A 20,008-nucleotide genomic window follows, 5' to 3' on the forward strand; every position below is an offset into this window, starting at 1 on the left:
GCATCGGCGGCTCGCCGCTGCGCCCGGACGGCAACCTGAAGGTCCGGGGCGAGTTCGCCTACTCCTCCGACCTGTGGCACGAGGACATGCTCTGGTCCGGCTTGTAGGGGCCCTCGACCGGGACGCCGATGTAGTCGGCCTGCTCCTGGCTCAGGGTGGTCAGCTTCACGCCCAGCGCGTCGAGGTGCAGGCGGGCGACCTTCTCGTCCAGGTGCTTCGGCAGCACGTAGACGCCGATCGGGTACTGCTCGGTCTTCGTGAACAGCTCGATCTGGGCGATCGTCTGGTTGGCGAAGGAGTTGGACATCACGAAGGACGGGTGGCCGGTCGCGTTGCCCAGGTTCAGCAGGCGGCCCTCGGAGAGGACGATGATGGTGCGGCCGTCGGCCTTGCGCCACTCGTGGACCTGCGGCTTGACCTCGGTCTTCACGACGCCGTCGAGCTTGGCCAGGCCGGCCATGTCGATCTCGTTGTCGAAGTGGCCGATGTTGCCGACGATGGCCTGGTGCTTCATCCGGGCCATGTGCGAGGCCATGATGATGTCCTTGTTGCCGGTCGTGGTGATGAAGATGTCGGCGATCTCCACGACCTCCTCCAGGGTGGTGACCTGGTAGCCGTCCATCGCCGCCTGCAGCGCGCAGATCGGGTCGATCTCGGTGACGATCACGCGGGCGCCCTGGCCGCGCAGCGACTCGGCGCAGCCCTTGCCGACGTCGCCGTAGCCGCAGACGACCGCGACCTTGCCGCCGATCAGGACGTCGGTGGCGCGGTTGATGCCGTCGATCAGCGAGTGGCGGCAGCCGTACTTGTTGTCGAACTTCGACTTGGTGACCGAGTCGTTGACGTTGATGGCCGGGAACAGCAGCTGGCCGTCACGGTGCATCTCGTACAGGCGGTGGACACCGGTGGTGGTCTCCTCGGTCACGCCCTTGATCGTGGAGGCGACCTCGGTCCACTTGTTCGGGGTGTCCTTGAGGGTGCGGTTGAGCAGCTCCAGGATGATCCGGAACTCGTCGTTGTCCGCGGTGGACGGGTCCGGCGCGACGCCGGCCTTCTCGAACTCGACGCCCTTGTGGATCAGCAGGGTGGCGTCGCCGCCGTCGTCCAGGATCATGTTCGGGGTCTTGCCGTCAGGCCAGGTCAGGGCCTGCTCGGTGCACCACCAGTACTCCTCCAGGGTCTCGCCCTTCCAGGCGAAGACCGGCACGCCCTGCGGGTTCTCCGGGGTGCCCTCCGGGCCGACGGCGATGGCGGCGGCCGCGTGGTCCTGGGTGGAGAAGATGTTGCAGGAGCACCAGCGGACCTCGGCACCGAGCGCCGTCAGGGTCTCGATCAGCACGGCGGTCTGGATGGTCATGTGCAGCGAGCCGGTGATGCGGGCGCCGGCCAGCGGCTGCGCCTCGGCGTACTCGGCGCGGATCGCCATCAGACCGGGCATCTCGTGCTCGGCCAGCTGGATCTCCTTGCGGCCGAACGGCGCCAGGGAAAGGTCGGCGACCTTGAAGTCACCGGTGATGTCGGTCGACATGCGTCTGCTCCTCGCTGATGGGGGTGGGGCCATAGGTCCGGGCGTGCGTCGCGTGCGTCAGGCCGTACGGGTGCACGGCCACGCCGGGACCGCCGGGTCCGTGGTGGTGGACCGGCTTCCCGTTGCGCAGCACAAACCGTCGGAGGACCTCTCTCCCTCGACCGGCGCGCGCCCCGCGGGGTGCGGACCGCCGATCGACCGCCATCAGCAGCGACGTTCTGGCTCTGGTGACGAATCTACACCGATGGCCCCGCCGGCCGTCCGCCGATGACCGATTTCGGCCCCCGGTCCGACCCGCTCTCAAGCCGGGCCCCAGGACGGGCCGGTGTACGGGACAGGTCGGTCAGCGGGACGGGGGCGCGGGAGGGGTCAGTGCGCGCCGCCCGGGCCGGGGCCGCCGGGCGTGGCGGCCGGGTCGTCGCCCGCCGCGGCCTTCTCGGCGCTGTACACGTCGGGCTCCAGGTAGATCGCCCGGGCGATCGGGACGACCGCGCGGACCCGCGACTCGGCGGCGTCGATCGCCTCCGCGACCCGGGCGGCGCTGTCCTCCGCGTTGACGGCGATCTTGGCCGCGACCAGCAGCTCCTCCGGGCCGAGGTGCAGGGTGCGCATGTGGATCACCCGGGTGACCGCCTCGCCGTCCACCAGCGCCTCCCGGATCCGGCGCACCGAGTCCTTGTCGGCCGACTCGCCGAGCAGCAGCGACTTGGTCTCCAGGGCGAGCACCACGGCGATCACCACCAGCAGGAGGCCGATGCACAGGGTGCCGATGCCGTCCCAGACGCCGTCGCCGGTGATCACGGTGAGCCCGACGCCGAACAGCGCGAGCACCAGGCCGATCAGCGCGCCGGTGTCCTCCAGCAGCACCACCGGCAGCTCCGGCGCCTTGGCGGTGCGGATGAACTGGGTCCAGCTCTGCTTGCCCTTGGCCTTCTCCGACTCCCGCACCGCGGTCAGGAAGGACCAGCCCTCCATGCCGATGGCGAAGACCAGCACGCCGACCGCCCAGCCCCAGGAGTCCAGCGCCTCCGGGTGGCTGATCTTGTGCCAGCCCTCGTAGACCGCGAACAGGCCGCCGACGCTGAACAGCACGATGGCCACCAGGAAGCCGTACACGTAGCGCTCGCGGCCGTACCCGAAGGGGTGCTCCTCGTCGGCCGCCCGGCGCGCCCGCTTGCCGCCGATCAGCAGCAGCACCTGGTTGCCGGAGTCGGCCACCGAGTGCACGCCCTCGGCCAGCATCGAGGAGGAGCCGGTGAAGCCGAAGGCGGTGAACTTGGCCACGGCGATCGCCAGGTTCGCGGACAGCGCCGCGATCAGTGCCTTGGTACCGCCTTCGGTGCTCATGCTTCCAGGTCCTCACGGGTCGGTCGGCGTCGTCGAGCGCTTACCGTACCGGCCCCGGGGGCCCGATCGGCCGACCGTCTCAGGACTGCGCGGCGGCGAGCCCCAGGTAGACGGCGGCGAAGTCGGTCAGCGCGACCAGGTCGGCCAGCGCGTGCAGCGCGTCCGGCCGGGTGCTCGCGTACTCGGTCAGCCGGACGTCGTGCGCGGCGGCCAGCCGGTGCGCCCGGGAGACGCCGAAGCTGCGCGGCCCGGCGTCCTCCTCCGGCACCTCGGCCGGGCCGTCCTGCCCGTCCGGCGCCGCCGGGCCGGCCGCGCCGGGGGCGTGCCGCAGCAGCAGGACCTGGAGGTGCAGCGGGTCCGGCTCCTCGACCCGGTCGCGGAAGAAGTCGTCCGGATCGGCGCCCGCGCCCAACTGCCCGGTGAACATGCCGCGGTGGGCGGTGAGCACCTGCGGCAGCGGCCCGGCCAGCGCCGGACGCCCGGCCCGGTCGGCCAGCTGGGCCGCGAACCGGGTGGCGGCCGCCCCGGCGATCGGGCCCTCGGCCCACAGCAGCGGGACCGTCCCGGCCAGCCGGGCGGCCAGGCCCTTCGCCGGGTTGGTGTACGCGGCGGCGTCCGGGCGGCAGCGCACCGCGGCGGCGTCCAACAGGTCGGCGAGGGCCGGCAGCGCGTCGTACGGGAGCTGGGTGAGGCCGATCTTCTGGGCGAGCGCCAGCAGCGGGGCGAGGTGGGACCAGAGCGCCGCCGGGTCCTCGGCCGGCAGGTCCGGCTCGACGGCCGTCACGGGCGCGAGGTCCTCGGGCAGCACCGAGACCACGAACGGCAGCGGCAGCGCGCGCACCTGCAGCGCGGCCTCGGCCAGCGCGCTGCCGGCCGGGGCGGTCACCACGATCGCGCAGCCGCGCGCGTACGCCTGCTCGGCGAGGGCGACCAGGCCCTGCTCGCCGCCGTCGGCGGAGCTGATCACCAGCAGGTCCAGCGGGCCGGCCCAGCCGGGCAGCTGCCAGCCGAGCCCGGCGGTGAAGGCGGGCGGGGCGCCGGCCCGGTCGGCGCGCGGGGCGGCGGCCTCGGTCGGCGGCAGCGGGGTGACCAGGGAGCTCGTACCGGCCAGCGCCGAGAGCATCTCGGCGGCGGTCAGCGCGCTGCCGTGCCCGGCGACCAGGACGGCACGCGGGCGGCCGTCCGGACGCAGCCGGTCGAGGCCGGCCGCCTCGGCCTGCCGCAGTGCGGTGCGGACCCGCGCACCGGCGCCGGCCAGGGCCAGCAGGGCGCGGTCGTGGTCGGCGCGCTGGAGGGCGGCCGGGTCGTCGAGCAGGGTGTCGTCGAGCATGCGGCGAACCTCCGGCTGCGGTCCTGGACGGGCGGTCGGGGCGGTCGGGGCGGCTTCGTCCCGGGGCTTCCGCCCGGGCTTCGTCCCGGGCGTCGCCCCCAGGATCAGGCCGGGCGGCGGGCCTCGTCCACCAGGAGGACCGGAATGCCCTCGCGGACCGGGTACGCGAGGCCGCAGTCCGCGCCGGTGCAGACCAGCTCGGGCTGCTCCTCGGTGCCGCCCTCGACGAGCGCGGCCCGGCACTGCGGGCAGACCAGGATCTCCAGCAGGAAGGATTCGAGCTTCATGGGGCTCTCCAAGGTTCGGGGGTGGCACGGAGGTGCCCCGGCCGATAGGAAACCCTACCGGCCGGGGCACCGGGGCCCGTGCTCAGGCGCTCCGCGCGGGCGCGAGCCCGGTCGGGGGCTCGGGCGCGGCGTCGGGCGAGGCGTCGGGCGAGGGGCTCAGCCGCGGACGACGGCGAGCACGCCGTCGCGCAGCTCGGCCATCTTCGCCGGGTCCTTGGCCTCGACGTTCAGGCGCAGCAGCGGCTCGGTGTTGGAGGCGCGCAGGTTGAACCACCAGTCCGGGCCGGCCACTGTCAGGCCGTCCAGCTCGTCCACCGTGGTGCCCTCCCCGCCCGCGTAGGCGGCGCGGACGGCGGCGGTGCTGGCGGCCTGGTCGGCCACGGTGCTGTTGATCTCGCCGGAGGCGGCGTAGCGGTCGTACTCGGCGGTGAGCCCGGACAGCGCGGACGGCTGCCCGCCGAGCGCGGCCAGCACGTGCAGCGCGGCCAGCATGCCGGTGTCGGCGCGCCAGAAGTCGCGGAAGTAGTAGTGCGCGGAGTGCTCGCCGCCGAAGACGGCGTCGGTCTCGGCCATCTCCTGCTTGATGAAGGAGTGGCCGACCCGGGTGCGCACCGGCTTGGCGCCGAGCTCGCGGACCACCTCGGGGACGGTCCAGGAGGTGATCAGGTTGTGGATGACGGTCGGCTCGGCCTCGCCGGCGGCCCGGGCGCGGGCGATCTCGCGGACGGCGACCAGGGCGGTGATCGCCGACGGGGAGACCGGCTCGCCGCGCTCGTCCACGACGAAGCAGCGGTCGGCGTCGCCGTCGAAGGCCAGGCCCACGTCGGCGCCGACCTCGCGGACCTTGGCCTGGAGGTCGACCAGGTTCTTCGGGTCGAGCGGGTTGGCCTCGTGGTTCGGGAAGGTGCCGTCCAGCTCGAAGTACATCGGGACGAGCTCGATCGGCAGGCCGTCGAAGACGGTCGGCACGGTGTGGCCGCCCATGCCGTTGCCGGCGTCCACCACGACCTTGAGCGGGCGGATCGCGGTGAGGTCGACCAGGCCCAGCAGGTGGTCGGCGTAGCCGCGCAGGGTGTCCTGGGCGGACAGCGCGCCCGGCTTCACGTCCCTGGCCGGGACGGTGACGGTGTCGTCCTCGGCGGTCCAGGACTCGACCAGCTCGCGGATCTCGGACAGGCCGGTGTCCTGGCCGACCGGGGCCGCGCCGGCCCGGCACAGCTTGATGCCGTTGTACTGGGCCGGGTTGTGGCTGGCGGTGAACATCGCGCCGGGCAGGTCGAGCTTGCCGCTGGCGTAGTACAGCTGGTCGGTGGAGCACAGCCCGATCTGCACCACGTCGGCGCCGTAGGCCGCGGCGCCCTCGGCGAAGGCCAGGCTCAGCGACGGCGAGGAGGGCCGCATGTCGTGCCCGACCACGATCGCGGTCGCGCCGGTGACCTGCACGAACGCGGCACCGAAGGCCCGGGACAGGCTCTCGTCCCACTGGTCCGGGACAACGCCTCGGACGTCGTACGCCTTCACGAGCTGCTTGAGGTCGCGCACTGCGGCTCCACCCTGGTTTTAGGACTGATCACGAAACGTCGGGGCCACCGCGCGTCGGTCGACGGGCGCGGTGACGGTAGACGGGCAGCGTACCCGGGCCGGACGAACGCCCCGTGCCAGGACCGGGGACGCCCCGTACCGGGAGGGGTGTCAGTTGTCGGGCGAGCGCAGCACCCGGAGGTGGCCGCGGCGGCCGCCCTCGGTGGACTCGCCCTCGAAGCCGCGGCCCTGACGGGGGGTCTGCGGGCGGGCGGCCTCGCGCACGGCGTTGGCCAGCGCCTCCAGGTCGTCGCTGCTGCGGCGCAGCGGCCCGGCCTCGGCGGCGAGCCGGACGACCTCCCAACCGCGCGGGGCGGTGAGCCGCTCGGCGTGCTCGGCGCACAGGTCGTAGCAGTGCGGCTCGGCGTAGGTGGCGAGCGGCCCGAGGACGGCGGTGGAGTCCGCGTAGACGTACGTCAGCGTCGCGACGGCCGGCCGGCCGCACGCGGTCCGCGAACAACGACGTACAGAGCTCACGAGGGTGGACGGTACCGCACTCCCCGCCGGGGAGCGAAGACCGCCTGCCCGGAGGGGGTGCCGTGTCGCCCCGCGGGCGCCGGGTCCGCGTATCCGACGCCCCGTGCGATTCCCGGTCGGAGTGGTCCACTTCCGACCGTCCAAGGACTACCCTCGGCAGTGATATGGACAGCTCCGCACCGCAGTCATCGACAGGCCCGGCGCGCCGCCCCCGGCACCGCGACCGGCACGGGCGGGGCCTGCGCGGCCCGCTGGCGCCGCCCCAGGTGCCGATCTCGCTCACCCGCTCCGAACTGTTCGACGACTACGTGCGCGAGTCGGTGGAGCGCCTCGAACGGCGTTGGCCGCAGTTGATCGAGGTGGAGTTCGCCGTCCAGGAGGTGCCGCTGCACGAGCCGGACGGCGCCGACGCCGAGGACGGCGTGCCGCTGGGGCGGGTGTCGCCGGGCCAGCAGGGGCGCAAGAGCCAGATCGTGGTGTACCGGCGGCCGGTGGAGATCCGGGCGAAGACCCGGGAGGACCGCGCGGCGCTGGTGCACGAGATCCTGATCGAACAGGTCGCGGAGCTGCTCGGGCTGTCGCCGGACGCCATCGACCCGCGCTACGACGAGGACTGAGACGGGCCGGGGCCCGCGCCGGGTGTCCGGCGCGGGCCCCGCTCGGCGCGCTCAGCGCAGGACGACGCCCGGGTCCTGGCCGGCCTGCGGGACCTTGACGGTGCTGCGGTCGTCGCGCAGCGCCTGGACGGTGAACATCGGCACGTCCTTGGCCGGCAGGGAGAGCATCCGGGCGGCCACCACCGGGCCGCCGGAGACGGTCTCCACGGTGAGCGCGAAGACGCCGTTCAGCCCGGCGGGCTCGGGCGCCGGGAGGGCGACCGTGCCGCCGGCCGGCAGCTGGACCTCCTTGGTGGCCGGGGTGCCGCCGCCGCTGCCGGCCGAGGCGGTGACCCGGACGGTGGCGGCCTCGCCGCTGGAGGTCAGGTAGAGCGTGGAGGCGCCGGCCCGGTTGTCGGCGACGGTGGCGCGGGCGCCGACCGGGTCGCTGCCGGTCAGCCAGGCCGCGTCGGTCTTGCCGTTGGCCGCCGCCCGGTCGACCCGCAGCCCGGCCACGACCGGGGTGCGGTGCTTGTCGTCGCTGGGCGACAGCCGCAGCCCGGCGACCTCGTCCCGGGTGAGCTTGCCGAGGTCGACGGCGGCCACCATGCCCGCCTTGACGTGGATCGACTCGTTGCCGGCCGGGCTGAACCAGCCGTTCTTGCCCGACAGCTGGATCTTCAGGTCGGCGTCGTCCTCCGGCGGCGCCCAGACCACCAGGCGGGCGGAGGCGGTGTCGGCGGGCAGGCCGGGCATCACCTGGACCGGGGCCGGGGCGTCCGAGGCAGGGACCCAGTCGGCGCCCTTGCCGCCGTCGGCGGCGTGCAGCGCGGCGCCGACCCGCCCGGAGCGCACCACCACGTGCACCGCGAGGTCGGCGACCGCGCCCTTGGTGAGGGTCGACAGCAGGACGGCCTGGGAGCTGCCGGGCGAGACGGTGATCCCGTTGGCGGCGTCGTTGTCGATCAGGCCCTTGTCGCCGTACAGCTTGATGTCCACCACCGCGGCGGCGGACTCGGTGTTGACCAGGCTGAGGTAGTCGACCCGGTCGGCGGCGGTGCTGGCCCCGGCGAACCAGAAGCTGGTCGCGGCCGGGGTGCAGGTGAGGCCGGACAGGCCGAGGCCGCGCTGCTCGGTGACCACCGTGGTCTGGGTGACGGTGAAGCCGGGGGCGAGGGCGCCGGTGGCGACGGCCCCGGTGCCGGGCGCGGCGTCGCCGTTGGCGGCCGGGCCGGTGGCCGGGGTGCCGGGCTTGGGCACGGTCAGCCGGGCGTCGGCGGGCGCCGCGTTCTTGTCCTGGACCGGGGCGCCCGAGCCGGTCGGGGCCGGGGTGGCGGCGGCCGGGGCCGCGGGGGCGGTGGTCGGCTGGGCGGCGGGCACGGCGGGCGCGGCCGCGTCGGAGAGCCAGCCGGCCCCGCCGGTGGCGGAGCCCGTCCCGGGCGGGGTGTAGGCGGTGAGCGTGGTCGAGCCGGTCAGGCCCTGGACCGGCTGCGGGCAGACCACCGAGGTCCGCTCGACCTGCGCGGTGGTCGCGGCGGCCCCGGTGCCGGCCTTGGCCGGGGCGGCCGGCGGGCGCACCTGGGCGATCCCGAACACCGCCGCGAGCACCACGGCCGCGGCGAGCAGGGACTGGGTGGTCTTCGCCGCCCCGCCGGACCCGGCTGCTCCGGCCCCCTCGGCTCCTCCGGCTCCTCCGGCTCCTCCGGCTCCTCCGGCTCGCCCGGCGAGCGGGCCGCGGCCGCGGCCGGGGCGGGACGTCCGGGCCGGGCCGGACGGCTCCGCCGCGACGGCGGGCCCGGCCGACTCGGCGGCCTCGCCGGCGCCGGACTTCTTCCTGAATGCGGGCTTCTTCATCGCGGGTCAGCTCCCCGATCCGTGCTGGTGCGGGTACCGGCCGGGGCCGTTGGGGTCGTTCGGGTCGTACGGGGCCTCGCCCTGGGGCTGGCCGGGCAGCCAGGGCTGCTGCTGCTCCGGCTGCTGCCCGCCGTCGTAGCTGTGGACCTCGTAGTACGGCTGCTGCTCGGGCTGGTACGGCTGCTCGTAGCCCTGCTGGCGGCCGTACCCGTGGGCGTCGTACCCCTGGGTGTCGTAGCCCTGGCCGCCGTACGGCGCGGCGACCGGCTGCTGGGCCGCGTACTGGTCGTAGCTGTACGGGTCGGCCTGCTGGTACGCCTGGTACGGGTCCGTGTACTGCTCGGCGTCCTGGATGGCGGCGGCCGCCTGGACGGCGCCGGTCACCGGCTCGGAGCTCGGCTGGGCCGGGATCGCGCCCGGCCGGTCGTACACCCCGGACTCCTCGGCACCGCCCTCGGCGCCCTCCGCGCCCTCGCCGCGCTCGGCCATCCGGCGGGCCCGGCGGCTGCCGGGGGCGGGGGCCTGCGCCTGGGCGGCGGCGGCCAGCGCGGCGGTGGCGACGGCCTCCTCCGGCAGGTCGTCGTCCTTGTGGCTGCGGCGGCCGGGCAGGGCCAGCACCAGGATGGTGAGGCCGAGCAGCACCTGGGCCCAGATCCAGCCGGTGTGGGCGGCGCCGCCCTCGCGGGTGACGGTCAGCTTGCCGCCGGCGGCCGGGAGCTTGAAGCCCTGCGCCCAGCCGTCGACCGTGGTGGGCTCCAGCGCGGTGCCGTTGACGGTGGCCTTCCACTCCGGGGCGGCGGACTCGGCGAGCCGCAGCACCCGGCCGTCCGGGCCGGCCGGGACGGTGGCGGACAGGTCGCGGGCCCCGGACGGGACGACCACCGGGGTGGCCCCCGGGGCGGTGATCACCGCGCGGACCGCGGGGGTGCCGTTGACCTGCCAGAGCGCGGCGGCACCGTCCTGGTTGGCCTTGACCAGGCCGGGGGTGGTGTCCAGGACGTCCTTGAAGGCGTCGATCACCGGCTGCTGGACCAGCACGTAGGCGATGCCGTAGCCGGCCAGGGCGCTCGCCTGGTCGGCGCCGGAGCCGGCCAGCAGGCTGCCGACCATCTTGTTCAGGCCGTCCTGGGTGCCGGTCGCCGGGTCGACGGTGGACTCGGCCTGGCCGAGCGTCAGACCGGCGCCGCGCAGCACGGTGTAGCGGACCGCGCCGCCGCCCTTCTCCCCGGTGACGACCAGGGTGCGGGCCCGGTCGGTGGTCCCGGCCTCCTCGGCGATGAACGCGGGGACCTGGTCGGCCTGGCCGCGGTGCAGCGGCCCGCCGGCGCCGGTCAGCGCCCACCACAGGCCGGTGCCCAGCGGGGCCAGCACGGCCGAGGCCACCACCAGGGCGGCCACCGGCTGGCGCCAGCCGAAGGCGATCCCGGCGACGCGGGCGTTGGCGCCGTCGGCGCCGATCGCGGCGGCGGCGAGCAGGGCGAGCCCGGCGATCAGGGTCGCCGGGCCGGTCCAGGCGGGCACCGCCGGACCGCCGGAGGCCGGGGTGACGGAGGTGCCCGCCACCACGACCGAGAAGACCAGGCCGGCGCCGGCCGCGCCCCAGGCGACGAGCACCGCACGGCGGCGGTCGGCGCGCAGCAGCGCGGCCAGGGCGGCCAGCACGACACCCGCCGAGAGCCAGACCGGCGGCACCCCGGCGCCGCCCGGGTTGACCAGCAGCAGGCCGGCCGCGCTCGCGCCGGTGCCGTGCAGACCGGGCAGCCCGGCCTCCAGCAGCAGCCACTGCGGGTGCGACAGCACCTTGAGCGACCACGGGGCCAGCACCGCGACCGGCACCGCCAGGATCACCAGGACGCGCAGGCCGAGCGGCCGCAGCGCCGCGCCGCCGGAGCCGAAGGCGCTGCCGCGCAGCACCCCGACGACCAGCATCGCCAGGCAGAGCGGCACCGCGAGCGCCCACGTTATCGGGACGAAGGCGGTGGCCAGGGTGAGCAGCAGGACGGTCATCCAGACCGGGCGCCAGCCCGGGCGGGCGCCCTTGGCGGCGCTCTCGGCGCGGATGCCGAGGCCGGCCGCGATGGCCGCGGCGCGGGCCAGCGGCGGCAGCAGCACGGCGAGCACGGCGGTGCCGATCCGGCCCTGGGCGAGCGCGCCGGTCGCGGCGGGCAGCAGCGCGTAGGTGGCGCTGGCCCAGGCGCGGACCAGCTTGGAGTCCAGCAGCGGCCGGGACACCAGGTAGGCGCTGACCGCGGACAGCGGGACGGAGAGCACCACGAGCAGGGTGAGCGCGAGGTCGGCGTGGTCGAACAGGATCCAGGAGAGCACCGCGAGCACGCCGAGGTACGGCGGTGCGGCGGCGGTGGACCCGGTGCCGACCGGGTGCCAGGCGTCCGCGTACATCGACCAGAGGCCGCCGGCCCCGTCGGCCGCCGGCAGCAGGGCGCCGCCGAACAGCTCGCCGCTGCCGAGCAGGCCGCGGCAGGCGATCAGGGCGAACACCAGCAGGGCCGCGAACAGCACCGGCGCCGGGCGCCGGGCGAGCTTCTTGAGCAGGGCGAACTGCTCGACGACCAGGTCCTCGGCGTCCTCGTCGCCGCCGGCCTCGGCCGAGCCGTGCCGGCCGGTGTCGTCGCCGCCCCCTATCCCGAGCGAGCCGACGACGCCCTCGACCGCCAGCCGGGTGGTGGCGCCGGGGGCCGGGAAGAGCGTGCGGTCGTCCAGGGCGTCCGCCGACCGGGACTTGGCGCGGCGTTTGCGCCCGGCCAACAGCCGTGGGAAGCGGACGAGTTCGTGGCCGAGGCCGGCGAGTTCGTCGAAGGCCTGGCGCGGGTCCTTGCCGAGCAGGTTGGTGACGGCCCGCAGCAGGGTGCCGAGCACCAGCCGCAGCAGGACGTAGGGGAAGAGCGCGCCCTTGCAGTTGGTGAGCAGGGTGTAGACGGCGCCGGCCTTGTCCATCCGGTGCGGATGGGCGGGGCCGCAGTCGATCGCCCGGCGCTCGCGGGCGGCCGCCTCGGCGTGCCGCAGCACGGCGTCGGGGGCGACCACCACGCGGTGGCCGGCGGCGTTGACCCGCCAGCAGAAGTCGGTGTCGTCCCGCATCAGCGGGAGGGCCCGGTCGAAGCCGCCGAGCTCCTCGAAGACGTCCCGGCGCACCAGCATGCCGGCGCTGGAGACGGCGAGCACCGGGCGGACCTGGTCGTGCTGGCCCTGGTCCTGCTCGCGGCGGTCGAGGCCGGTCCAGCGGCGGCCGGAGCGGGCGATGGTGACGCCGACCTCGAGGAGCTGGCGGCGGTCGTACCAGCTGCGCAGCTTGGGGCCGACCACGGCGGCGCTGGGGGTGGAGTCGGCGACCTGGAGCAGTCGGCGCAGGGCGTCGGTCTGCGGCTCGCAGTCGTCGTGCAGCAGCCAGAGCCACTCGACCGGCCGGGTCTCGCGCGGGCCGCCGCGGCCGAGGTCGTCCTCCTGGGCGAGCGGGTCGCCGAAGTCGTCCCAGCCGCCGGTGACCGGGTCGTAGCCGGAGGGGTCGAGCCGGTACGGGAGGTCCTCCGGGCGCAGGGGCGCACTGCCCGCCACGGCCTCGTGGACGGCGGTGCCGAAGCCGGCCCGGCGGCCGAGGACCAGCGGCCCGCTCTCGGGCAGCCAGTCGGCGAGGGTGTCCGCGAGCAGTTGCGGAGAGTTGTCGGTGGATCCGGTGTCGACCGCGAGGACGCGCTGGACCTGGCGGTCCTGACCGAGCAGGCCGGCCATGGCCCGCGGGAGCCAGCGGGCGCCGTCGTGCGAGACGATCACGGCGGTGACCAGGTGGCGCGGATAGGCGGGCGGCCGGGAAGCGGTGGAGCCGCTCTGGTGGCTGTAGACGGTCATCGCGTGCGCGGGCCCCAGTTCTCGGTGGACACAGCCGGTGAACGGCAACCGGATGGCGCACCACACTAACGGCTCCGGGTGGCCGCTTCGTCCGGGGTGTGCGTGCGGGGACGGTGAAGGGGCCCCGGGAACACGAAAGCGCCCCACCACCGCGGTGAGGCGCCCGTACAGCTGTGCGGTTGTCCGTCGCTGTCGAAGGGTCAGCGGGGGGCGGGGGCCGCCCGGTCAGACCGCGCTCTTCTTGAGCCGACGGCGCTCGCGCTCGGAGAGGCCGCCCCAGATGCCGAAACGCTCGTCATTGGCGAGGGCGTACTCCAGGCACTCGGAACGGACCTCGCAGGCGAGGCAGACCTTCTTGGCCTCGCGGGTCGAGCCGCCCTTCTCGGGGAAGAAGGACTCGGGGTCGGTCTGGGCGCACAACGCGCGCTCCTGCCAGCCGAGTTCCTCCTCGTCCTCCGCGATGCCGTCCCCGATCAACAGCTCAAAGAGCTCGCTCATGTGGCGCGCCTCCTCTGCCCCTACTTGGCGTCCCCGTGGTTGCCGTTGCCTCGTGCGGCTGACGACACGAGTGAAATTACAGTTGCGTCACTCTGGCCCAGTCAAGCCGAGCTCTGGTATTGGGGCTGGGATTCACTCCCTGGCACCAAGCCGTTACGAATAGTGTACATATCCGGACACATCGGACCTTCCACCTCAAGGTCCTGAACGGTGCCGAACCATCCGCAACCATTCACCGGGTGACGCTCGGTCACCGTCACAGGCCGGTCATCGGCCTGCCTTCCCGGCGATCTTCCCATCGAAACATAGAGAGTGATGAATCACCCCATCAGGGAAAGATCCGGACCTAACCCACTCGAATGCCGCATCCTTCGGTTTGACACCGCCCCTGCGGATGCGGTGTCCTTGCTCCTATGTCAGAGTTCGCCAGCCCCCGGAGCGGTTCCACGCTCCGCCGTGCCGTGAACTCTTGTTGTCGCCTCTGTTCCTGCTGTATCTAGGCGCCCGCGTCCCACCGCGCGCCGCCCACAGGAAGCACAGAGGCCGCCCGCGATTCCCGTCCCAGGACATCCCGGATCCGGCCGATCCCGACGAACCGGCCGACCCTTCCGAGGACGACTCCCGTGCGCATGATCCGCATCCGCAAGCGGAACCGCGACCGCAACAAGCTCTCCCGCCGTGGCCCCGCCACCGTCCGCACCGGCACCCCCGCCGACGCCCGGACCCGCCAGTGGGCCGACGGCCTCAGCGACGTCTCCATCGCCGGCGACCCGCTCGCCTTCCCGCACCTGGCGCGCACCGACCTGCCCGCCCACCCCACCACCGTCGCCGAGTACGCCCGGCTGGTGCGCGAGATCGCCGCCGACCGCTCCCGCTGGGAGCCGCTGGTCCGCTACGACGCGCTGACCCGCTGGTACGCCCGGCTGGAGACCGGCCCCGGCTACGAGGTCTGGCTGCTCAGCTGGCTGCCCGGGCAGTCCAGCGGCTTCCACGACCACGGCGAGTCCTCCGGCGTGATGAGCGTCGTCCGGGGCGAGCTGATCGAGCGCTCCCTCACCCTCCCCCAGCCCTCGGCCGGGGGTGACCCCAGCGGCGCGATCGCCCGCACCCTGCGGCCCGGCGGGCAGCGGGTGTTCTCCTCCGGCTACCTGCACGAGGTCGTCAACGGCGCGCTCGAACCCGCCGTCTCCATCCACCTCTACGCCCCCGGCCTGACCGAGATGAACCAGTACGGCGCCACCGCCGTCCCCGAGCAGCACCAGGAGCAGCACAGCGGGCGGCAGGCGCAGGCCGGGTCGCACTGATCACGGCTGACGGAAAGTCGGACCGTGGCAGGATGAACCCCATGCGCATCGTGGCACTGGCAGGCGGAATCGGCGGGGCGCGCTTCCTGCGCGGACTCCTCGCGGCGGTCGGACCGCAGGACGAGATCACCGTCATCGGCAACACCGGCGACGACATCCACCTCTACGGCCTCAAGGTCTGCCCCGACCTCGACACCGTGATGTACACCCTCGGCGGCGGCATCCACGAGGAACAGGGCTGGGGCCGGACCGACGAGACCTGGTCCATCAAGGCCGAGATGAAGGAGTACGGCGTCGGCCCCGAGTGGTTCGGGCTCGGCGACCGCGACTTCGCCACCCACCTCGTGCGCAGCCAGATGCTCACCGCCGGGTACAGCCTCAGCCAGGTCACCGAGGCGCTGTGCGTGCGCTGGAAGCCGGGCGTGCGGCTGCTGCCGATGAGCGACGACCGGGTCGAGACCCACGTGCGGATCACCGACGAGCAGGGCACCCGGGCGGTCCACTTCCAGGAGTACTGGGTCCGGCTGCACGCCGAGGTGGACGCCGAGGCGATCGTCCCGGTCGGCGCGGACACCGCCAAGCCCGCGCCCGGCGTGCTGGAGGCGATCGCCGAGGCGGACGTCATCCTCTTCCCGCCGTCCAACCCGGTGGTCTCGATCGGCACCATCCTCGCCGTCCCCGGCATCCGGGAGGCGGTCGCCGCCGCGCCCGCGCCGGTGGTCGGGCTCTCCCCGATCATCGGCGGGGCGCCGGTGCGCGGCATGGCCGACAAGGTGCTCGCCGCCGTCGGCGTCGAGGCCACGGCGGAGGCGGTCGCGCTCGACTACGGCGCGGCACTCGTCGACGGGTGGCTGGTGGACACCGTGGACGAGGCCTCGGTGGCCGCCGTCGAGGCCGCCGGGATCGCCTGCCGGGCCGTCCCGCTGCTGATGACCGACGTCGAGGCCACCGCCGAGATGGCGCGGGCGGCGCTCGCGCTGGCCGAGCAGGTGCGCAAGTGACGCTGGAGGTCCTCGGCGTCGAGGGGCTGCCCGAGGTCGCGGCCGGGGCGGACCTCGGCGAGCTCATCGCCAAGGCGGGGACGTACCAGGACGGCGACATCCTGCTGGTCACCTCGAAGATCGTCAGCAAGGCCGAGGGCAGGCTGCTGCACGCCGCCGACCGCGAGGCCGCGATCGACGCCGAGACCGTCCGGGTGGTCGCCCGGCGCGGGCCGGTCCGGATCGTGGAGAACCGCAACGGCCTCGTCATGGCCGCCGCCGGGGTCGACGCCTCCAACACCGCCCCCGGCACCGTGCTGCTGCTGCCCGAGGACCCGGACGCCTCCGCCCGCGCGCTGCGGGCCCGGCTCCAGCGGCTGACCGGCCGCCGGCTCGCCGTCGTCGTCACCGACACCTTCGGTCGGCCCTGGCGCAACGGGCTGACCGACGTGGCGATCGGCGCCGCGGGCCTCTCCGTCCTGGAGGACCACCGCGGCCGCACCGACAGCCACGGCAACCGGCTGGAGATGACCGTCACCGCGACGGCCGACGAACTCGCCGCCGCCGCCGACCTGGTGAAGGGCAAGGCCAGTGGCGTCCCGGTCGCCGTCGTGCGCGGACTCGGACACCTCGTCACCGCCGAGGACGGCGACGGCGCCCGGCCGCTGGTCCGGCCCGCCGTCGACGACATGTTCCGGCTCGGCACCTCCGAGGCGCTGCGGCAGGCCGTCACCCTGCGGCGCACCGTCCGCTCCTTCACCACCGAGCCGGTCGACCCGGCCGCCGTCCGCCGCGCCGTCGCCGCCGCCGTCACCGCGCCCGCCCCGCACCACACCACGCCCTGGCGGTTCGTGCTGCTGGAGTCGGCGGACACCCGGGTCCGGCTGCTCGACGCGATGCTCGCCGCCTGGCAGCGCGACCTGCGCGAACTCGACGGCTGGGACGAGGCGAAGATCGCCCGGCGCACCGCCCGCGGCGACGTCCTGCGCGACGCCCCGTACCTGGTGGTGCCCTGCCTGGTGACGGACGGCTCGCACGACTACCCGGACCCGCGCCGGGCCGCCGCCGAACGGGAGATGTTCACCGTCGCCGCCGGCGCCGCCGTGCAGAACCTGCTGGTCGCGCTCACCGGCGAGGGGTACGGCTCCGCCTGGGTCTCGTCCACCATGTTCTGCCGCGACACCGTGCGGGAGGCGCTGGACCTCCCCCAAGGGTGGGACCCGATGGGCGCCGTCGCCGTCGGCCGGCCCGCGGAGGCGCCGAAGGTCCGTCCGGAACGCGACGCGGGGGCCTTCATCACCGTCCGGTAGCGGCAGCCGCCGGGGTCAGCGGTGGCGGTGGTCGTTGGGGGTCAGCCGGGGGCCGTAGCGGGGGGCGTGGGCGGCCGTGGCCAGCAGGAGGCGGCAGACCCGGTGGCGCTGGGGGCGGTAGGGCTCCAGGAGCGCGAGCATCTGGGCGTCGTCGCTGCGGGGGCGGCCGGCCAGCGCCCAGCCGACCAGGTTGGGCAGGTGGAAGTCCCCGACCGAGACCGCGTCCGGGTCGCCGTTGCTGCGCTGCAGCGTCTCGGCGGCCGTCCAGGGCCCGATGCCGGGGACGGCGGTGAGGCGGGCGAAGGCCTCCTCGTGGCCCATCGCCGAGGCCTCCTCCAGCCGCGGCGCCAGGCGGACGGCGCGCACGACCGTGCCCGAGCGCTTCGGGTCCACGCCCGCCCGGTGCCACTCCCAGCTCGGCACCAGTGCCCACTCGCGGGCCGACGGCGCCACCCGCATGCCCTCGGCCGGGCCCGGCGCCGGGGTGCCGAAGTCCCGCAGCAGGAGGCGCCAGGCGCGGTAGGCCTCGTCGGTGGTGACCTTCTGCTCCAGGATCGCCGGGACCAGCGACTCCAGCACCAGGCCCGTCCTGGTCAGCCGGACCCCGGCGGTACGGCGCTGGGCGTCCCGCAGCGGGCCGGGCGGCAGGACCAGCGCCTCCGGGGCGTCCTCGGCGCCGAGCAGGGCGGGGAGGCGGTCGAGGAGCCAGTCCGCGCCGGGGCCCCAGGCGCTCGCCTCGACCTCGCCGGCGGCCGGACGCGGCAGCACCCGCAGGGTGCCGATGCCGCCCGGGGTGCGGGAGGCGCGCCAGACGGCGCCGTCGCCGGTGCTGCGGTACGCCGGGTCGGCGGGGCCGCGGCGCAGCGGGAGCAGGGTGCGGGCGACGTCCAGCGGGAAGCCCGGGCGCCAGCGCCGTACCGCTTCCACCGCCGTCGCCTCCCGGGTCGCCTCCGGACATGAACGATACGCGGGGGGTCGGACAGCGCCGGCGGGACGGCGGAGGGCCCCGGGGTCAGCGGGTCTGCAGGCGGGCCGCCGCGGCGCGCAGGGCGGGGAGGCGGGCGTAGAGGGCGTTGCCGGGGCACTCGGTGTCGAAGGCGTCGCGGTGGCCGGAGACGGCGTCGAAGTCGACGGTGCTGCCCTTGGGGTAGCGGCTGGCGTCCGAGGAGGAGGTGAGGCGGGCGCGGCCGTCGGCGGGGCGGGCGGCGAGGCCGAGCTTCCAGGCGGCGAGGGCGGCGAGGCCGTCGAGGAGGGGGCGGGACGGCTGGTCGCCGGTGTAGGTGCCGAGGGCGGCGACGCCGGCGGAGTCGGTGTTGAAGCCGAGGGTGTGGGCGCCGTGGACGGGCTGGTCGACGCCGCCGGCCCGGCCCTCGTAGACGGTGCCGCAGCGGTCGACCAGGAAGTTGTAGCCGATGTCCCGCCAGCCGTTGGTCTTCACGTGGTACTGGTAGATCGCCCGGACCACCCGGGGCGCGTCGGCGCAGGCGTAGTCGGTGGTGGTGGCGGTGTGGTGGACGAAGACCTCGCGGACCGGGCCGGTGTACTCGAATTCCGGGTCGCGCAGCGACTCGTCGGCGCCCCAGCCGGCCCGGGTGACGATCCTCGGGCGCGGGGCCTGCCCCTTGGCCGGCCCGGCGGGCGGCGCGGTCGGCGGTTCCGCGGGCAGGGTCCGTACGGCGGCCGGGGCGGCGCCGTGTCCCGGGTCGACCAGGTCGAGCCGCAGTCCGGGCGGCGCTCCGGCGGGCCCGGGCCGGAACTCGACGGCGACGCCGTCGCTGCGGCCGGTCCAGAGCGGGGCGGTGGCGCCGTGCGCCGTGTGGTCGGGGCCGTCCTCGGCGTCGGCCTCCAGCCGGTGCCAGCCGCTCCAGCGGCCGGTGGCCGCGTCCCGGGTGCGGACCCGGAGCACCGCGCCGGCGAGGGCGTCCGCCGGGCCGTCCCAGCCGAGGCCGAGGAGTTCGAACGGTGCGGTGCCGCGCGGGGCGAGGCCGGTCCCGGCGGGCAGCGGGAGCGTGGTGGTGGAGCCGCCGCCGGCGAAGTCGTGGCGGCGCGGGGCGGACGAGGGGGTCGCACCGGCGGCGGGCTGGAGCAGGAGGGCGGCGGTGCAGCCGGCGAGCAGGGCGGCCGGAAGTGAGAGGCGCATAAACCGGATCGTCGCCGCAAACCGGACCGCCCGCCACGCCGCTCCGCGCCCGTTCGGCCGCCCCTCCCGACCTCCCACCCGAAGGCCGTAGGCTGGGGCGCACCATGACTGCGCCCTTCGCTGCCGACGCCCGCACCCCCGTCGAGCTGCTGCACGCATTCCTGCGCGGCGGCACGCCTTCGGTCGATCCCGCGGCCCCTCTGGTCACCTTCTACGACGACGCCACCGGCGAACGGGTGGAGCTGTCCGCCCGGACCTTCGACAACTGGGTGGCCAAGACGGCCAACCTCCTCCAGGACGAGCTGAACGCCGGCCCCGGCGACCGGGCGGCGCTGCTGCTGCCCGCCCACTGGCAGAGCGCCGTCTGGCTGCTGGCCTGCTGGTCGGTCGGGGTGACGGCGGTGCCGGGCGGCGACCCGGCCGCCGCCGACCTGGTGGTCAGCGGCCCGGACGGGCTGGAGGCCGCCCAGGCCTGCGAGGGCGAGCGGGTCGCGCTCGCCCTGCGTCCGCTCGGCGGCCGCTTCCCGCAGCGCCCGGACGGCTTCCTCGACTACGCCGCCGAGGTGCCCGGCCAGGGCGACCGCTTCGCCCCGTACTCCCCCGTCGCCCCGGAGGGGCCGGCGCTGGAGACCGCGGTGGACGGGCTGCCGCTGAAGCTGACGGGCGAGCAGACCGTGGCGCTGGCCCGGGAGGGGGCGGCACGGCTCGGCCTGAAGCCCGGCGACCGCGTGCTGTCCACCCTCTCGTACGACGACTGGACCGGTCTGGAGGCCGGTCTGCTGGCGCCGCTGGCGGCCGGCGCCTCGGTGGTGCTCTGCCGCAACTCGCAGGCGCTGGACGCCGGGCAGTGGGAGAAGCGGACCGAATCCGAACGGGTGACACTGCGCCTCGGCTAACCCCCGGCCCGGGCCC

General features: G+C 75.2%; 16 protein-coding genes. 5 read left to right on the plus strand and 11 right to left on the minus strand.

Going from position 1 to position 20,008, the window contains the following annotated elements:
* Nucleotides 1–58 precede the first annotated feature (58 nt).
* From ahcY to ACFU7Z_RS09590, 6 genes are all read right to left on the minus strand, one after another.
* On the minus strand, nucleotides 59–1,528 hold the full coding sequence (gene ahcY, locus ACFU7Z_RS09565; protein WP_380777141.1) for an adenosylhomocysteinase: 1,470 nt from the start codon (nucleotides 1,526–1,528) through the stop codon (nucleotides 59–61).
* Nucleotides 1,529–1,897: 369 nt separating this feature from the next.
* Complete coding sequence (locus ACFU7Z_RS09570; RefSeq protein WP_117488077.1) at nucleotides 1,898–2,875, minus strand: cation diffusion facilitator family transporter; 978 nt, start codon at nucleotides 2,873–2,875, stop codon at nucleotides 1,898–1,900.
* 79 nt (nucleotides 2,876–2,954) lie between these two features.
* Nucleotides 2,955–4,205, minus strand: coding sequence for an SIS domain-containing protein (locus ACFU7Z_RS09575; RefSeq protein ID WP_380777142.1), 1,251 nt, complete (start codon nucleotides 4,203–4,205; stop codon nucleotides 2,955–2,957).
* Between the two features lie 104 nt (nucleotides 4,206–4,309).
* Nucleotides 4,310–4,492: a Trm112 family protein gene (locus ACFU7Z_RS09580; protein ID WP_049659271.1), complete on the minus strand. Its 183-nt coding sequence runs from the start codon at nucleotides 4,490–4,492 to the stop codon at nucleotides 4,310–4,312.
* Nucleotides 4,493–4,648: 156 nt separating this feature from the next.
* Nucleotides 4,649–6,034 carry a phosphomannomutase/phosphoglucomutase gene (locus ACFU7Z_RS09585; RefSeq protein ID WP_049659270.1) on the minus strand — a complete coding sequence of 462 codons (1,386 nt, stop codon included), beginning with the start codon at nucleotides 6,032–6,034 and terminating at the stop codon, nucleotides 4,649–4,651.
* 150 nt (nucleotides 6,035–6,184) lie between these two features.
* On the minus strand, nucleotides 6,185–6,550 hold the full coding sequence (locus ACFU7Z_RS09590; RefSeq protein ID WP_049659269.1) for a DUF3499 domain-containing protein: 366 nt from the start codon (nucleotides 6,548–6,550) through the stop codon (nucleotides 6,185–6,187).
* A 164-nt stretch (nucleotides 6,551–6,714) separates the two neighbouring features.
* On the opposite strand from ACFU7Z_RS09590, the gene ACFU7Z_RS09595 reads away from it, so the two are divergent.
* A complete protein-coding gene (locus tag ACFU7Z_RS09595; protein ID WP_049659268.1) occupies nucleotides 6,715–7,167 on the plus strand; it encodes a metallopeptidase family protein in 453 nt (150 codons plus the stop codon).
* A gap of 51 nt (nucleotides 7,168–7,218) precedes the next feature.
* Here ACFU7Z_RS09595 and ACFU7Z_RS09600 read toward each other — a convergent pair whose 3' ends face one another.
* The 3 genes from ACFU7Z_RS09600 to ACFU7Z_RS09610 all read right to left on the minus strand — a co-directional run bounded on the left by ACFU7Z_RS09600 (nucleotide 7,219) and on the right by ACFU7Z_RS09610 (nucleotide 13,362).
* The gene (locus tag ACFU7Z_RS09600) at nucleotides 7,219–9,000 is read right to left on the minus strand and encodes a DUF5719 family protein (RefSeq protein ID WP_380777143.1); all 1,782 of its coding nucleotides are present in this window, start codon (nucleotides 8,998–9,000) and stop codon (nucleotides 7,219–7,221) included.
* Nucleotides 9,001–9,006: 6 nt separating this feature from the next.
* A complete protein-coding gene (locus ACFU7Z_RS09605; protein WP_380777144.1) occupies nucleotides 9,007–12,864 on the minus strand; it encodes a glycosyltransferase in 3,858 nt (1,285 codons plus the stop codon).
* A 225-nt stretch (nucleotides 12,865–13,089) separates the two neighbouring features.
* Complete coding sequence (locus tag ACFU7Z_RS09610) at nucleotides 13,090–13,362, minus strand: WhiB family transcriptional regulator (RefSeq protein ID WP_030062195.1); 273 nt, start codon at nucleotides 13,360–13,362, stop codon at nucleotides 13,090–13,092.
* A gap of 623 nt (nucleotides 13,363–13,985) precedes the next feature.
* Between ACFU7Z_RS09610 and ACFU7Z_RS09615 the strand changes: the two genes are divergently transcribed.
* From ACFU7Z_RS09615 to ACFU7Z_RS09625, 3 genes are read left to right on the plus strand one after another with little or no spacing between them, the layout of a single operon-like run.
* Nucleotides 13,986–14,666: a cysteine dioxygenase gene (locus ACFU7Z_RS09615; RefSeq protein WP_380777145.1), complete on the plus strand. Its 681-nt coding sequence runs from the start codon at nucleotides 13,986–13,988 to the stop codon at nucleotides 14,664–14,666.
* A gap of 41 nt (nucleotides 14,667–14,707) precedes the next feature.
* Complete coding sequence (cofD, locus tag ACFU7Z_RS09620) at nucleotides 14,708–15,667, plus strand: 2-phospho-L-lactate transferase (RefSeq protein WP_049657261.1); 960 nt, start codon at nucleotides 14,708–14,710, stop codon at nucleotides 15,665–15,667.
* Nucleotides 15,664–16,956, plus strand: coding sequence for a coenzyme F420-0:L-glutamate ligase (locus ACFU7Z_RS09625; protein ID WP_380777146.1), 1,293 nt, complete (start codon nucleotides 15,664–15,666; stop codon nucleotides 16,954–16,956). Before cofD ends, ACFU7Z_RS09625 begins: the two co-directional genes overlap by 4 nt.
* 15 nt (nucleotides 16,957–16,971) lie before the next feature.
* Here ACFU7Z_RS09625 and ACFU7Z_RS09630 read toward each other — a convergent pair whose 3' ends face one another.
* Nucleotides 16,972–17,883, minus strand: coding sequence for a DNA-3-methyladenine glycosylase family protein (locus ACFU7Z_RS09630; protein ID WP_375877533.1), 912 nt, complete (start codon nucleotides 17,881–17,883; stop codon nucleotides 16,972–16,974).
* Between the two features lie 85 nt (nucleotides 17,884–17,968).
* The gene (locus tag ACFU7Z_RS09635) at nucleotides 17,969–19,096 is read right to left on the minus strand and encodes a peptidoglycan recognition protein (protein ID WP_074003866.1); all 1,128 of its coding nucleotides are present in this window, start codon (nucleotides 19,094–19,096) and stop codon (nucleotides 17,969–17,971) included.
* Nucleotides 19,097–19,200: 104 nt separating this feature from the next.
* Between ACFU7Z_RS09635 and ACFU7Z_RS09640 the strand changes: the two genes are divergently transcribed.
* Nucleotides 19,201–19,992 (plus strand): TIGR03089 family protein, encoded by a 792-nt coding sequence (locus ACFU7Z_RS09640; RefSeq protein WP_049660500.1) that lies wholly within the window; start codon nucleotides 19,201–19,203, stop codon nucleotides 19,990–19,992.
* The last annotated feature ends 16 nt before the right edge of the window (nucleotides 19,993–20,008 follow it).

This window comes from Kitasatospora sp. NPDC057518, from assembly GCF_042802075.1.
Lineage (GTDB): Bacteria > Actinomycetota > Actinomycetes > Streptomycetales > Streptomycetaceae > Kitasatospora.